Origin of the sequence: Gluconobacter sp. Dm-73 (genome assembly GCF_018256215.1) — a bacterium.
GTDB classification, from domain to species: domain Bacteria; phylum Pseudomonadota; class Alphaproteobacteria; order Acetobacterales; family Acetobacteraceae; genus Gluconobacter; species Gluconobacter cadivus.
The window spans coordinates 43,745-58,043 of the sequence record NZ_JAERLW010000006.1 but is presented as its reverse complement, the minus strand read 5'-3'; the positions used below and the strand labels follow the sequence as shown (position 1 = coordinate 58,043).

Below are 14,299 nucleotides of genomic sequence, written 5' to 3'. Positions count from 1 at the left end.
TGTCTTTTTCGTGAGTGGAAGACCTTGCTGAAAGTCCTGTCGGAGACCCAATGATGACGCTGAATCCTTTTCCTGCGCTGAATGATCCTCAGGTTCTTGCGGACGTGACTGCGATGTCCGACCGCTATGAAAAGGCGCTGGGTGAGAACATCCTGCATGAACTGGATGCTCTTTTTTACGACGGCGCGGAAACGGTTCGTTACGGTGTCGGCGAGAACCTCTACGGGTTTGAGGAAATTCAGGCCTTCCGCCGGGCGCGGACGGGAGGATCCCCGCCGCGGGAGGTGCTGCGGCGTGTTGTTACAACTGTGGGGCAGGATGTCGCGACGGTCGATCTGGAGTTCCGGCGCATCGGGGCTGAAAAGATCGGGCGTCAGAGCCAGACCTGGTTCCGTACGCCCGATGGATGGAAGATCATTGCCGCGCATGTGTCGCTGATGGGGGCAGGATCTTAAACCCGGCCGTCAGCTTCCGCTGGAAACATATCCTGCAACTGCCCGGTGCCAGATCAGGACCATGACGCCCAGAAAGGCAAAGCCTGCAATTGGAGACAAGGCGCCGATCCATGTCGGCACGCCCAGCGGGTCGGGATGGTTGAGGCTGAACAGGGCGGGATAGTAGCAGACGGCAGCGAGCGGCAGGACGAAGGTGATGAACCGCCGGAGCCAGCGTCCGAACATGGTCAGCGGGTACTGTCCGGCCTCGACGCCGCCATAGGTTAGGACGTTCACGACTTCCAACCCCTCGACCGTGATGAAGCACAGTGCGGCCTGTCCGATCAGGACACCAAGGAACATGGCCGCTCCCCCTGCGATGGCGAGCGGCAGAAGCAGAACCGCGCTCCACTGGACGTGCGGGGCAAGCCATAATCCGGCGATGAGAACGAACGCGCCCTGAAGGAAACGTCCTATGGGGCGCAGGCGCAGTTCATGGCCCAGAAGCAGAATCAGGGTTGAGCGTGGCCGCAGGAGCAGGCGATCAAAGCTGCCGGTGCGGACATATTCGCCGCCAAAAACCTCGAAGCCGCGCCCCAGTGTTTCGGCCACGGCAAATGCCACATTCACCAGACCATAAAGAACGGCAACCGTGCCGATATCCCATCCCGCAATGCTGCCAAAGCGTTTGAACAGGCTCCAGATGCCGAAGAAGCCGAGCAGGGTTGTGATGAAATTCCCGATGGCCTGAATGGCAAACGTGCCGGGGTAGCGGAGTTGCGCGATGATCGAAGCGCCCGCCATGCGGCGGTAGAGACCAAGGGCGCTGAGCGTGCGGGCAGGGGTATGTGTCATGTCAGGCCCCCTGAACTTCCAGCCGGTTGACCGTCTGGCGCATCCATAAGCGTCCGAGAAGGGTGAGTGTTGTCAGCCAGAAAAGCTGAAGGCCCAGCCCGGTTGCTACGCCGCCCGGAATGGGCGTGCCCAGGTAGATGCGGATGGGAATGTCGGTAATTCCGGCAAACGGCTGTGCGAGCAGGAAGGAGCGTATCCAGTCGGGATAGAGCGGCAGCGGCAGGAGCATTCCCGACAGCAGAACGGCCAGTGGCGTTCCAGCGGCGTAGCTGCCGAGCGGTGAGAGCGTGCGGGCCGTCAGGATATTCCACCACATGACGATGGTGGCCGAGAGCAATGCGCCGAGTGTGATGGACAGCAGCGACAGAGTGGCCGCAGCCAGATCCGCTGGTGGCGCGAGGCTCCATGCGCCGAGGCCCACCAGCATGGCCAGCGGACCCGCCACGCAGGCCAGCAGGATCGCACGGGGAACGGCATTGCCCAGCAGACGCGCGAGACTGGCCGACAGCCACCAGTTCCACATATCGACCGGACGCAGCAGATCATAGACGATTGCGCCTGTTTTGGCGGCGTCTCCGATGGCGGGTAGGCAGCCGAGTGGCAGAAGCGTGAAGAAGGACTGTTGGATCCAAGTGTAGGTCATGGCCTGTCGCAGCGAGAGCGGGGCCTGAACGTCCGGGGCTGCATGATAGACGGAGGCGTAGGCCATTAATGTCACGGCGCCGAACCACATCTGCGCCACTAATCCGGCCACGACCGCGATACGGTAGCGCAGACCGATCTTCCATTGCAGCCCGAAGGCCGTGAGATAGGGGCGGAGCGTCATGCGGCGTGGTCCGCATAAAAGCGTGTGATGATCTCGTCGATCGAGGGGCGGCTGATCCTCAGATCGTCCAACCCTTGCAGTTGTCCCACATGGGCAACGAGGGCAGGGGCCGGAATCTGGCGCGGGTCGAAAGTGATGGTGAGGCTTTGTGGCGCGCGGGCGGTCTCGACCGCGCCGGCCGGGAGTGCCAGTTCGGGGGGCGTACCGTGAAAGTCCAGTTCGAGAATGCGCTCGGACAGAGTTGTCGTGCGTAGATCCTCGAACGGGCTGTCTGCGAGGATGCGCCCATGCCCGATGACGATCACGCGTTCGGCCAGCGCCTCAATATCATGCATGTCATGGGTGGTGAGCAGGACGGTCGTGCCCCGGTCCCGGCAGAGTTCATGCACAAATGCCCGGACGGCGAGTTTTGACGGAGCGTCCAGACCGATGGTGGGCTCATCGAGGATCAGGATGTCGGGGTCGTGAATCAGGGAGGCAGCGATTTCGGCGCGCATTCTCTGTCCGAGCGAAAGCTGACGGACGGACTGGTCCATGATTCCGTCCAGATCGAGCGCATCGGCCAGCCGGGCGCGGTTGCGGGCAAAGCGTTCGGGCTCGACGCCGTAAATATCCCGCAGGAGGGCAAGGCCTTCACCAACCGACAGATCCCACCAGAGTTGGGTTCGCTGGCCGAAGACGACCCCGATCCGCGCGACATGGGCCACACGGTTTGTCCATGGCACCAACCCGTTCACCTGCACTTCGCCGGAGGTGGGACGCAGGATTCCGGATAGGATTTTGATGGCTGTCGATTTTCCTGCGCCGTTCGGGCCGATGAAACCGGCGATCTGGCCCTTGGGGACGGAAAAGGAAATTCCGTCCAGCGCCACGATCTCGCGCGTCTTCCCTCGCCAGCTTCCACCTTCGCGGACTGTATAGGTTTTCCGCAGGTTTTTGACGGTAATGGCATCTGGAGCGGGGAAGGGAGGCTGCATGAGGATTCCGGGATGGGAGGGGTAACGAAAACAAACGTGATCTTATTTCAAAAAATAAAGTCTTATTGTTTCAATTGTCTCACTGTTTTGTGCCTTCCTGCAGCAAAGCTCTTTCTGTAAAGTGAATTTTACTTAAGGGTGCCGATCATGGCATCCCTGTCTTTCGCATTTTTTTTGGCTCTGTAAGGGGATGTCGGTTTGAGGCATGTGAGTAAATTCCTGACGTTGGTTTCTGCTGGTACGGCTTATCGTCGGTCCGGTTCCGCTCTGTCGTTCGCTTTTGCCTGCGGGTTGGGGGTGCTCACGATGGGGGCCGGTACTGCCGAGGCGCAGAGCAGCAAGAGCAAGGCCAGTTCGGAAGATCTGACAAATCCTGCCCCCATGGGGTCGGAGACGCAGCCGGTTCCTCCGCTGTCCACGACCATTCCGGGTTTCCTCCAGTCTCCATACGGACCGCCGTCCTTTGGTGCGCCCTACGGCACGACCCATATGTTCGGGACCTGGGGAGGGGTGCAGCCATGGCTTCAGAAGCATGGCATCTATGTTGCGGTGGATGTGTATGAAAGTCTTATGGGCAATGTGACGGGCGGCCGTCACCAGACCGAGACCAATGCCGGGCAGGTCGGCGTGACGGTTGATCTGGACTGGCATCAGATTTTGGGTGGCGACTGGTCGAAGGATCTGTGGCTGCATACGCTCATGGTGAACGGGCATGGCCGGAATCTGAGCGGTGATATCGGCGATAACGTCACGCAGGCTCAGCAGATCTATGGTGCGCGTGGCAATGTCGTGGCGCATCTCGTCTGGGCATACGGAGAAAAAGCGTGGTTCAACCGGAAGGTGGATCTGGCAGCGGGCTGGATCCCGACGGGCACGTTCTTCAATAATTCCCCCTGGCTTTGCAGCTTCGCGAACGTCTCCATGTGCGGCAATGTCACGCCGACCAAGTACCTCAACGGCGGACGTGACTGGCCGTCGGGCAATATGGGCACGGTTCTGCGTCTGATGCCGAACCCGCATCTCTATCTGATGGGCGGTCTGTTTGCCGTTTCTCCCCATTCCTATAATGGTGGCATTTCCGGTTGGTCCTGGGCGCAGAGCGGGCTTGGAAAGCTCTCCACCGAGGTTGAACTGGGCTGGATTCCGGAATTCGGCAAGAACAAGCTGATCGGCCATTACAAGGTCGGTGCCATGTACGACAATTCGCGCTATCACGATCTGTATGATGACGGATCCGGACAGGCATGGGTGCTGAGCGGACGTAGCCCGCGCTATCAGAGCGGTCAGACGTCTGTCTGGGTACTGATGGATCAGATGCTGATTCGGCATGGCGATGGGCCGATGAACGGCCTCATGCTGGCGGGATATTATTCCTATGCCTCGGGCCAGACCTCGGCGATGAACCATCATCTGGTTGGCTCTCTGCTTGATACCGGAAAGCTCTGGGGACGTCCGCTGGATACGTGGGGTATTGCGTATCAGTGGATGAACTTCAGCCGGGCTGCGACCCTTCAGCAGGAAGCATCGTTCAATAATGGTCTGCCGTTCCAGTCCACCAATTTCGGTGTCCCGCATGGCATTCAGTCCCATGAGAACATCTACGAGTTTTTCTACAGCTATCACATCATGACGGGTCTGACGCTGCAGCCGGACTTCCAGTATTTCAACCGCCTTGGCGGAACGACCCGCTACAAGGATGCCGCGGTTCTGGGGCTGGTATTCAACGCCGCCCTCTGAGGAATTAACTCCCTCTACGGAAGCGTGTGGAGAGGATGATGGCGGACACCGTCCTCTCTACGCCTTCCATCTGGCCGATGTCATCAATGGCACGGTTGATGGCCTCCGTGGTTGCGGCGCCCAGCAGGGCGATCAGGTCCGAGGCGCCGCTGACGGCGTGTAATTCCCGGAGTTCGGGAAGCGTTTTGAGGTCTCGCTCCACTTTCTGGCTGTGACGGGGCGTGATGACGATCGAGACATGCGCGCGCAACAGGTCATCATCAGTATTTTCCACAAGAGTATAGCCGCGAATATGGCCCTGTCGCTCCAGACGTTCCATGCGTCCCTGAAGGGTTGTGCGTGAAATCCCGAGCCTGCGCGCCAGAGCGGCAGTAGGCGTGCGCGCATTGCGACGCAGGATGTCGAGCAGGGCCTGATCAAGTGAATCCGTCATTCTGCCAGTTATAACCGGCAATCTGCCGATGGAAACTGCATTTCATCGTCGGGATGCCGCTTGAGATCCGTCTGCCCTGATCGTGATGCTGTCATAACACTTCCGGAACAGGATATGATCATGAAGCAGGTCACAGTTGCAGGTGCGGGAAAGATCGGTTCAGCCATTGCGGAGCTTCTTCATCATGGAGGCTATGGCGTCACGCTGCTGGACTGTCACACGGATCATCTTCAGGCGCTTGTCCTGCCGGAAGGCATCAAACGCAGGACGGTGGATATTGCAAAAGGACTGGATGCCGAACTGCTCAATGGGCAATTTGCGGTGCTCTCGGCGCTTCCCTTTCATCTCACGCGGAATATCGCAAAAGCGGCTGCAGCGGCAGGCACGCATTATCTTGACCTGACGGAAGACGTTGCCTCCACCAAAGATGTGAGGGCGCTGGCAGAAGGGGCGTCCAGCGCATTTATTCCGCAATGTGGTCTGGCGCCGGGCTTTGTTTCCATTGCTGCACATGATCTGGCGCAGCATTTCGACGAGGTGGAGACGATCCGGCTTCGGGTCGGGGCGCTGCCGCGCTTTCCGTCCAACGCGCTGGGTTATAACCTGACCTGGAGCACGGAAGGTCTGATCAACGAATATATCGAGCCGTGCGAGGCGATCGTAGACGGGCGACGCGTTTTGGTCCCTGCTCTGGACGGGGTCGAGACGCTGGGTGTCGACGGTGTAACCTATGAAGCCTTCAATACGTCAGGTGGGCTTGGGTCTCTGTGCGAGACCTATGAAGGTAAGGTGCGGGAACTCAATTATCGCACCATGCGCTATCCGGGCCATCGGGATATCATGAAGGTTCTGCTGTCGGATCTGCGTCTGTCGGAGCGGCGGCATATCCTTCAGGATATTTTCACGCATGCTATTCCGGGGACTGCTCAGGATCTGGTTGTGCTTTCCGTGATCGTGACTGGCCTCAAGAACGGAAAGCTTCAGCAGGAAACCGTGGCGCGTTCCATTGAGGCGCAAAATTTCATGGGAGGGTTTCGCACGGCGATCCAGCTCACGACGGCCGGGTCCATTTGTGCGGTTCTGGATCTGCTGGCGGAAGGAAAAATTCCGACTCAGGGTTTTGTGCGGCAGGAAGACATTCCGCTGGCCGATTATCTGGCCAACCGGTACGGGAAAATTTACCAATAGGATTGTATCAGGTCAGGATCTTCATCAGCGCCAGACTGGCGCTGACGAGGCCGGCCAGAGACAAGGCGACCGTGAGCATCAACGATCCGCTGGCCTTAAAGATGGAGCGGACATCAATGCTAAGTCCCAATGCGGCCATCGCCATGACGGTCAGGGTCGTGGCGAGGGTGTTGAGGACGGGAAGAAACGCTTCAGGGATTATATTGAAAGACCGGCAGGTCATCATCAGCAGAAACCCCGTGATGTACCATGGGACAAGCCGACGTGACGTTTGATGCGTTCCTGTCTGACGGTTTTTGCGGGCATACAGAAGCGACAGGACAATGCACACGGGGCCTAGCGTCAGGACACGCATGAGCTTGACCAGTGTTCCGGTATGCAGGGCCGCGGCCCCGAATGGTGACGCTGCTGCCATGACCTGTGGGACGGCATAGACGGTCAGTCCGGCAACGCTGCCTTCCGCGATGTCGGACAGGTGCAGGAATGGCAGAAGAAGCGGCAAGCCCAGAACAATAGCAAGGCCACCCGCAGCAGTGAAGGCCAGAGTGGCACCAATATCTTCGTCACGAGCATGAATGACGGGTGCGACGGCCATGATGGCGGAGTTTCCGCAGATCGAATTACCGCAGGCCACGAGGAGGGTCTGTGAACGGGACAGGCCGGTGAGGCGTCCGATCAGGATTGTCAGGGCAAGGCTGAAAGCGACCATTCCGAAAACACAGACGAGAATCCCGGGGCCTGCCGAGACAATTCCCCTCAGGCTGAATCCGGCTCCAAGAAGAACGATTGCCACATCCAGAAGGGATTTTGAACAGAACCTGATCCCCGGATCGAAAACGCGGCTTCGACTGGAGACCAGTCGGAGGCAGACCCCGATAACAAGGGCCAGATTGAGCATTTCAAGCCATGATTTCTGAAGGAATGCGCGTTCGATTTTTTCTGCTTCAAAAGCCAGCAGGGCCGTGACCGCACAAAGAGCAATGCCGGGAAATCTAGTGACCAAAATTTCGGGCAACCTGAAAGCGGGCCGGTTTCTGAAACAGGATATGTGCATGATGATCTCCTTTGCCGGAGACATCTAGGCTGAGGCTAATATATCATTCCAACGAATAACTTTTCTGATTCCAATCGGAAAATCAGATGATTTCTGTTAGAAAGACGGCATGACACTCGATCAGCTTCGTCTTTTCATCGCTGTCGCAGAACGCGAGCACGTCACAGCCGCAAGTCAGGCGATGAACGTGACCCAGTCCGCCGTTTCGGCTGCCATTGCGGCGCTGGAAGCGCGGTATGGGGTCAAGCTTTTCCATCGGGTTGGGCGGGGGATTGCTCTGACGGATGCAGGACGTTTGTTTCTGCCAGAGGCACGGGCAGTTGTCGCGCAGGCCTCGGCTGCTGAGAATATCCTGAAGGATATCAGCGGTCTGAGACGGGGTACGTTGAAGGTTGTCGCCAGCCAGACCATTGCTGCGTACTGGCTGCCCCCAATCCTTGTCGCCTTCCGGAAGAGATATCCAGACATCAAGATCGAACTGGCGATCAGCAATTCGGAAGAAGCATCCCGAATGGTTCGGGAGGGTGAGGCCGAGGTCGGGATTGTGGAAGCCGTTGTCGCTGATCCTGCACTGGCGCAATGGCCGGTCGGTGAGGACCATATGATTCTCGTGCAGGCAAGTTCCCTGATTCCACCCCGGATCGACGACGCTTGGTTGCATCAACAAAATTGGGTCATGCGAGAGGCGGGCTCCGGAACACGTGCAGCGCTGGAGCTCTATCTGGGAAGATATGATATTGACATCGAAGATCTGAATATCAGTCTTGTTCTGCCTTCAAATGAGGGTGTGCAGACGGCCATAGAAGCGGGGGCCGGGATCGGCGCATTATCGTCTCTGGTTGTTGGTCCGGCGTTGCGCGCAGGCACGTTGCATGCCGTACTTCAGGTCCCTGAAAGTCGTTTTTTCTATGGTCTGCGTCACAAGGAGCGTTATCAGAGCCCGGCTGCCACGGCCCTGCTTGGTATGAGCGAATTTACCGCAGTTTCGCGGTGTGTGCAGACATGAAAAAAGCCGCCCGTAAAGGCGGCTTTCTGAACATCAGAATGTCCATCGGGGCAATCAGATTGCCTTGATGCTCACTGCTGAGGTCTTGCCGTTACGACCAGCTTCGAGTTCGTAAGAGACGTGCTGACCCTCGTTGAGGGTGTGCATTCCGGCGCGCTCGAGTTCAGAGATATGAACGAACGCGTCCTGTCCACCGTTGTCAGGCTGGATGAAGCCAAAGCCCTTGGTGGAGTTAAACCATTTTACGGTGCCTGTTGCCATAACGAGGCTCCTTTTTAACAATAGCAGTCGTGTACAAGATACACACGAAATCATAACACTTAAGGAGAAAGAATGGCGCAACACGCGTCGAAAAACTCACTCAAGAGCACCTGCTGTATCGAGATAGGCGCCATATTTTTCAAAAAGGCAAGAGAAAAAACTTTTTGAGGAAATTTAATTTGTAACGTCGTTAAATATTAAATGGAGCATTTTTGCAGATTTATTTCTAAGAAATTATGATTTTTGTTTTGGAATAAAATATCACTCCTCTGCAAGATTTCAGAATAGGGGGAAATAATTTATGAAAAATCAGAATTTAATTTCGACCGTAGGATGCTCAACATCGTTTCTGTAAAATGGAAGAATATGAATAGACAATGGCTTTTTAATGCCCTGTCTTTCGGGCAGAATTTTTTAAGCGTGCTTGCTTCGCGCCAGCTTTTGAAGCCTCTGGACATGGCTCGACGGTAAGGAAGAAATCGACTGCCTTGTGCGGATATATAATCCGCACAAGGCAATACGGTTTGATCAGAAAATTTGACGGAACAGAACATAGAGGATGCCTGCAATCGCCATTGCGGCCGGTAGGGTGGTGACCCATGCCAGAGCCATAGATCGCAGGGTAGCGACCTGAATGCCAGAGCCGTTGGCGGCCATTGTTCCAGCCACGCCGCTCGACAGGATATGCGTCGTCGAGACGGGGAGGCCGTATCTTTCAGCCAGACCGATAGTTGTCATTGCCACGAGTTCAGCCGAAGCTCCTTCGGCATAGGTCATATGGGTCTTGCCAATCTTTTCGCCGACAGTCACCACAATCCGCTTCCATCCGACCATCGTTCCAAGACCCAGCGCAATGGCGACGGAGATCTTGACCCAGAGCGGAATAAAGCGCGTGCCGTGATAGAGTTCGGACTGGAAGGATTTCAGCGCATTCTTTTCCGTTGGCGTAAAATCCTTTGCTTCTCCCATGACGCGGATGGCGTCTGCGACCAGATACATGTCCGTACGGACGTTCGGCACGGCTGCAGCAGGGACGGCTTTCATGGAGCCATAAGTTTTGACCGAGGTGGAGATGTCGTTGCTGAGAACGGCCAGCGCGTCATAGGTCTGTGGAGAGGCAACAGACTTGGCACGCAGGCCAGCGCCTACGATCTCACGGGCATTTGCTGCTGTGAGCGTGGTGGACGGGGATGGGGAGTGGCTCAGGAAGATTTTTTCGGCTTCTGCGGAAGACTGAAAGAACGCAGGCATGGCACTTTCCGGCATAGCCCGGTTCAGGGCATAGGCGGTGGGTGCTGCGCCAATCAGGATCAGCATGATCAAACCCATGCCTTTCTGCCCGTCATTGCCGCCATGCGAAAATGAGACACCTGTGCAGGTAAAGATCAGGAGCGCGCGGATCCACAGAGGTGGCGGAGTATCGCCTTTAGGGGCCTGATACAGGGCTTTGTTGCGGATCAGCAGCTTCATGACGAGCAACAGAAGTCCGGCCATGACGAACCCGCAGATGGGGCTGAACAGCAGGGCGGAGAAAACTTTTTCAACCTGGCCCCAGTCGACACCCTGCGTCGCCGCCCCGGTCGGCGACATCAGTTGGTTGGCTAGGCCGACGCCCATGATTGACCCCACGAGGGCATGGGACGAACTATTGGGGATGCCGAATGCCCATGTCACGAGATTCCAGACGATAGCAGCGATCAGCAGGGCGAAAATCATGGCATAGCCCGCACCGCTTCCGGCCTGAAGGATCAACTCCACCGGAAGAAGTGTGACGATGCTGTAGGCGACTGCTCCGGTGGAGAGTGCAACACCGAGAAAATTCCAGAAGCCGGACCAGATGACGGCCACGAGAGGGGGCAGGCTTCGGGTGTAGATGACGGTTGCCACGGCGTTGGCTGTGTCATGAAAGCCGTTAACGAACTCGAACGCCAGAGCGATGATCAGCGCGATGCCGAGCATCACGAAAGTTCCGGTTGCCAGGGCTCCTTCGCCGACCGAATGCATATCTCTAAGAATACTGAATGCGGCAAAGCCTAACGCCCCGATCAGCACCGCAAAAAAAAGGACAACATGCAGAGGCTTGTTCCCTCCACTCATGTTGGGGCGCGAAGAAGACTGGATTTCCGCGCGGGAACCTATCGTCGTTTCAGACATCACCAATCCATGGGTTGTTTACCTTTTTGCAATCTATTGCACGCCCCATGAAGATGCGACCATTGAAACATGACTGTTTTGCGACAGTCTGGGTAAATCAAAATTCTTCATGACTGTTATTGGTTTTGAATTTTATTTTGTAATGATTTGGGTTTTATTTCCTAGTTAAGGGTGGAATATATTGAATAAAATTGAATGCTGAATAAGAAATCGTTTCGGATATCCGAAAGAAACCATGCGAGAGCTTCGACGTTTTCTATGCCGAAACGTATTTTCGAAGGGACGCTCACATGCGAAAATCAATCCTGCTTCTTCTGGCTCTTTCAGTCTCCTGCGTCACGCTGACGGCCTGCGAACATCATCGGACGTTTGGCGAGAAGGTACGTGATACCGTTGATCCGCCCAAAGGACCGATCGAGCGGGCAGGGCGCTCTGTTGATCGCTCACTGGGCAACTGATCTTCACAACACCGCCGGGTGGTGAAACCTTTATTAAATTATGAAAGCAGGGGGTGAACTGGTTCTGCGAAATGTTTAGGACTGGCCTGATATACCTTATTTATGGCGCGCAAACGCCTTCTGGTTTCAGGCAAAGATCTATATGTCCTCTCGCAGAACCTTTCTCAAATATGCCCTGTTCGGTGGGGCGGCCGCAGCGACAGAAGGGCTGCCGGCCGCCATCCGCCGTGCTTATGCCATCGCGCCTGATCCGGGAACGACATATCTGAATGCCGAGCATGTGGTGATCCTCATGCAGGAAAACCGCTCTTTCGATCATATGTTTGGTACGCTCGCCGGGGTTCGCGGCTTTAATGACAGGCGGGCTATCCGGCAGAAGAACGGCAATTCCGTTTTCGTACAATCAGGGAAGGGGGGCGAGACCTATGCGCCCTGGCGTCTCAATATTCATGACACCAAAGTCACTTGGATGGGCTCAATCCCGCATTCCCGGGACAGTCAGGTCGATGCTTGGAATGAGGGACATCATGATGACTGGGTTGATGCCAAGCGTCCTTACAAAAAAGACTACAAACAATATCCTCTGACGATGGGTTATTATACCCGTGAAGATCTGCCGTTTTATTATGCGCTGGCCGATGCTTTTACGGTGTGTGACCAGAATTACTGTGGGGCGATGACGAGCACGACCCCCAATCGTCTGATCTTCTGGACGGGAACCGTGCGTGACCAGCAGACCACGAACTCAAACGTGTATATGCGGAACCCGGAAATCCTTGAAGGCGGCATGACCTGGACGACTTTTCCGGAGCGTCTGGAAAAGATTGGTGTTTCCTGGAAATTCTATCAGAACGAACTTAGTCAGACGGGAGGGATGTCAGCGGCAGAGCGCTCCTGGCTGTCAAATTTCGGATGTAATGTTCTGGAGTGCTTCGACAACTTCAATGTCAGCTCCAATGCGGGATTTGGAGACTGGATTGACGAGCGGATTCAGGAATGTTCCGATCATATCAATCGGCTTGAAAAACTCGAGATGCTGGTGTCGGGTGAGCGTGGCGAGCAGCTTGTCGAAGCTAAGGCGCTGATGGAAGTTCTGCGTCGGCGTCAGAAATCCGCAAAGGGATATGAGGCTCTGACACCTGCGGAACGCGCGCTTTTCAACAAGGCGTTTGTGACGAACAGGGCTGATCCGGACTATCATTCTCTGGAGACGCTGGCTTTTGCAGATGATTCAGATTCAAAGGGGATGAAGGCGCCAAAGGGCGATGTGCTGCATCAGTTCCGCATGGATACGCGGACAGGCAATCTTCCTGCTATTTCGTGGCTCGCGGCACCGGAGCATTTCTCGGACCATCCGACATCGGCCTGGTACGGGGCGTGGTATGTGTCGGAGGTCATGAACATTCTGACCGAAAACCCCGATGTCTGGAAAAAGACCATTTTCATTCTGACCTATGATGAAAATGACGGGTATTTCGACCACTGCTGCTCTTACGCTGCTCCCGATCCCCAGCGCCCGGAAACGGGACGCTCTTCCGGAGCGATTGGGCCGGACGGACTGGAATATACGACAGCGGATGATGAAATGCGTCTTGGCGTTCCCGAGCGACTGGCCCGTAGTGGTCCGATCGGGCTCGGCTTCCGGGTGCCGATGGTGGTTGCGTCCCCTTGGAGCCGTGGTGGCCGCGTCAATTCGCAGCTTTTCGACCACAGTTCGACATTGCAGTTTCTCGAACATTTTGTTGAACGGAAATTCGGAACGCCTGTCCGGGAAACGAATATTTCTCCCTGGCGTCGTGCGATCTGCGGCGATCTGACATCCTGCTTTCAGTCCTCCGAAGCGGATGCACCATCCCTGAATTATCTGGATCGGAACACACATCTCCGAGCAATTGAAGACGCGAAAAACCGTCCTTTACCGGGTGGCTTTCGCTCTCTGTCCGCTTCTGAGACAGCAACGCTGAGAACACAGCCGGATCTGTTGCGGGAAACCGTTCGGCAGGAAGCAGGAACACGTCCAGCCTGTGCGCTGCCGTATGAACTCTATTGCGATGGCGGCGTGGTGGCAGGAGAACGGCGTGTCGGCCTGAGGCTCCGCGCAGGCCGAGGCGTTCATGGGGAACGCTCTGTGGGTGCGCCGTTCAATATCTATGATTATCGTAATGACGGTCGGGACATGCAGGTGGGAACCTATGCTGTTGCGGCCGGTGACGACATGGACGTGACACTTCCCGCTATAGACGGGCTGTATGATGTGGCGGTTCATGCGCCCAATGGATTCTATCGGGCCTATCGGGGGCATGTGGATCGTGTTCTGCTGCGCTCGGCATGTCGCTATGAAAGCGGCGTAAAGGCGAAAGGGGCAGCACTTCTTCTCTCGCTCAGTAATGGCGGCAAGGTTCCTGTGACGATCCAATACCGGACGGGAGATGCTGCGCCGTTGCAAAAGGTTATTCTGAAATCCGGGGGGCATAAGGACATCAGGCTGGATCTATCAGCCACGCATCAATGGTATGACGTGACGCTGACCTCTCCGGATGACGCCGATTTCAGGCAAGTTCTGGGCGGTCGGATGGAAACAGGGCAGCCCACGATCACCGATCCTGCTGCGGCGTTTTCCAGCTAAGCGTTTTTGAACGTCATGATCGTGAACGCTGTTCCCGCCAGGAGCAGAGCAGCGTTGCGACCATGATTTCCGGACCTGCGAGTAGGATCCATTCAATGATATTCAGGATGATGAAATCGCTGGATGTGGCCCGAAGAACGAGGCTGGCGGTCAGAACGGCAGCGGCGCAGGATTTCAGAATATTCCGTTGAAGGTCTGTCAGGCTGTTGCGACACAGGATACGATTTCCGCGCACTGAGGCCGTAACGAGCACCAGCATTGCGCCCTGTCCGAGGAGCAGCGACATGATC

At 56.2% G+C, this 14,299-nt stretch carries 14 protein-coding genes; 6 read left to right on the top strand and 8 right to left on the bottom strand.

Annotated features, from left to right (window positions below):
- Positions 1-53 precede the first annotated feature (53 nt).
- Positions 54-455 carry an oxalurate catabolism protein HpxZ gene (gene hpxZ / locus JK176_RS07645; protein WP_211587486.1) on the top strand — a complete coding sequence of 134 codons (402 nt, stop codon included), beginning with the start codon at positions 54-56 and terminating at the stop codon, positions 453-455.
- Between the two features lie 9 nt (positions 456-464).
- Here hpxZ and JK176_RS07640 read toward each other — a convergent pair whose 3' ends face one another.
- The 3 genes from JK176_RS07640 to JK176_RS07630 are packed head-to-tail and all read right to left on the bottom strand — an operon-like array spanning position 465 to position 3,092.
- On the bottom strand, positions 465-1,289 hold the full coding sequence (locus JK176_RS07640) for an ABC transporter permease (protein ID WP_211587328.1): 825 nt from the start codon (positions 1,287-1,289) through the stop codon (positions 465-467).
- Between the two features lies 1 nt (position 1,290).
- Positions 1,291-2,115 (bottom strand): ABC-2 family transporter protein, encoded by an 825-nt coding sequence (locus tag JK176_RS07635; RefSeq protein ID WP_211587327.1) that lies wholly within the window; start codon positions 2,113-2,115, stop codon positions 1,291-1,293.
- A complete protein-coding gene (locus JK176_RS07630) occupies positions 2,112-3,092 on the bottom strand; it encodes an ATP-binding cassette domain-containing protein (RefSeq protein ID WP_211587326.1) in 981 nt (326 codons plus the stop codon). The genes JK176_RS07635 and JK176_RS07630 overlap by 4 nt, the downstream gene beginning before the upstream one ends.
- 207 nt (positions 3,093-3,299) lie before the next feature.
- Here JK176_RS07630 and JK176_RS07625 point away from each other — a divergent pair, with 207 nt between their 5' ends.
- Positions 3,300-4,829, top strand: coding sequence for a carbohydrate porin (locus tag JK176_RS07625; RefSeq protein WP_349291916.1), 1,530 nt, complete (start codon positions 3,300-3,302; stop codon positions 4,827-4,829).
- Between the two features lie 4 nt (positions 4,830-4,833).
- Here the strand turns inward: JK176_RS07625 and JK176_RS07620 are convergent, their stop codons facing one another.
- Positions 4,834-5,262: an Lrp/AsnC family transcriptional regulator gene (locus JK176_RS07620; protein WP_194268778.1), complete on the bottom strand. Its 429-nt coding sequence runs from the start codon at positions 5,260-5,262 to the stop codon at positions 4,834-4,836.
- A 120-nt stretch (positions 5,263-5,382) separates the two neighbouring features.
- Between JK176_RS07620 and JK176_RS07615 the strand changes: the two genes are divergently transcribed.
- Positions 5,383-6,450, top strand: coding sequence for a saccharopine dehydrogenase family protein (locus JK176_RS07615; RefSeq protein ID WP_211587325.1), 1,068 nt, complete (start codon positions 5,383-5,385; stop codon positions 6,448-6,450).
- A 7-nt stretch (positions 6,451-6,457) separates the two neighbouring features.
- Here the strand turns inward: JK176_RS07615 and JK176_RS07610 are convergent, their stop codons facing one another.
- Positions 6,458-7,453 carry a YeiH family protein gene (locus JK176_RS07610; protein WP_249194331.1) on the bottom strand — a complete coding sequence of 332 codons (996 nt, stop codon included), beginning with the start codon at positions 7,451-7,453 and terminating at the stop codon, positions 6,458-6,460.
- Positions 7,454-7,613: 160 nt separating this feature from the next.
- On the opposite strand from JK176_RS07610, the gene JK176_RS07605 reads away from it, so the two are divergent.
- Complete coding sequence (locus JK176_RS07605; protein ID WP_211587323.1) at positions 7,614-8,510, top strand: LysR substrate-binding domain-containing protein; 897 nt, start codon at positions 7,614-7,616, stop codon at positions 8,508-8,510.
- A gap of 54 nt (positions 8,511-8,564) precedes the next feature.
- Here JK176_RS07605 and JK176_RS07600 read toward each other — a convergent pair whose 3' ends face one another.
- Together JK176_RS07600 and JK176_RS07595 are read right to left on the bottom strand one after the other, a co-directional pair.
- A complete protein-coding gene (locus JK176_RS07600; protein ID WP_062027513.1) occupies positions 8,565-8,771 on the bottom strand; it encodes a cold-shock protein in 207 nt (68 codons plus the stop codon).
- Between the two features lie 528 nt (positions 8,772-9,299).
- Positions 9,300-10,925 carry an inorganic phosphate transporter gene (locus tag JK176_RS07595; protein ID WP_194262872.1) on the bottom strand — a complete coding sequence of 542 codons (1,626 nt, stop codon included), beginning with the start codon at positions 10,923-10,925 and terminating at the stop codon, positions 9,300-9,302.
- Positions 10,926-11,215: 290 nt separating this feature from the next.
- Here JK176_RS07595 and JK176_RS07590 point away from each other — a divergent pair, with 290 nt between their 5' ends.
- Together JK176_RS07590 and JK176_RS07585 are read left to right on the top strand one after the other, a co-directional pair.
- Entirely contained in the window at positions 11,216-11,383 is a 168-nt protein-coding gene (locus JK176_RS07590) for a hypothetical protein (protein WP_167386170.1), read from the top strand.
- A 142-nt stretch (positions 11,384-11,525) separates the two neighbouring features.
- Positions 11,526-14,009: a phosphocholine-specific phospholipase C gene (locus tag JK176_RS07585; RefSeq protein ID WP_211587322.1), complete on the top strand. Its 2,484-nt coding sequence runs from the start codon at positions 11,526-11,528 to the stop codon at positions 14,007-14,009.
- Positions 14,010-14,022: 13 nt separating this feature from the next.
- Here the strand turns inward: JK176_RS07585 and JK176_RS07580 are convergent, their stop codons facing one another.
- Positions 14,023-14,295, bottom strand: coding sequence for a hypothetical protein (locus JK176_RS07580; protein WP_211587321.1), 273 nt, complete (start codon positions 14,293-14,295; stop codon positions 14,023-14,025).
- Between the last annotated feature and the right edge of the window lie 4 nt (positions 14,296-14,299).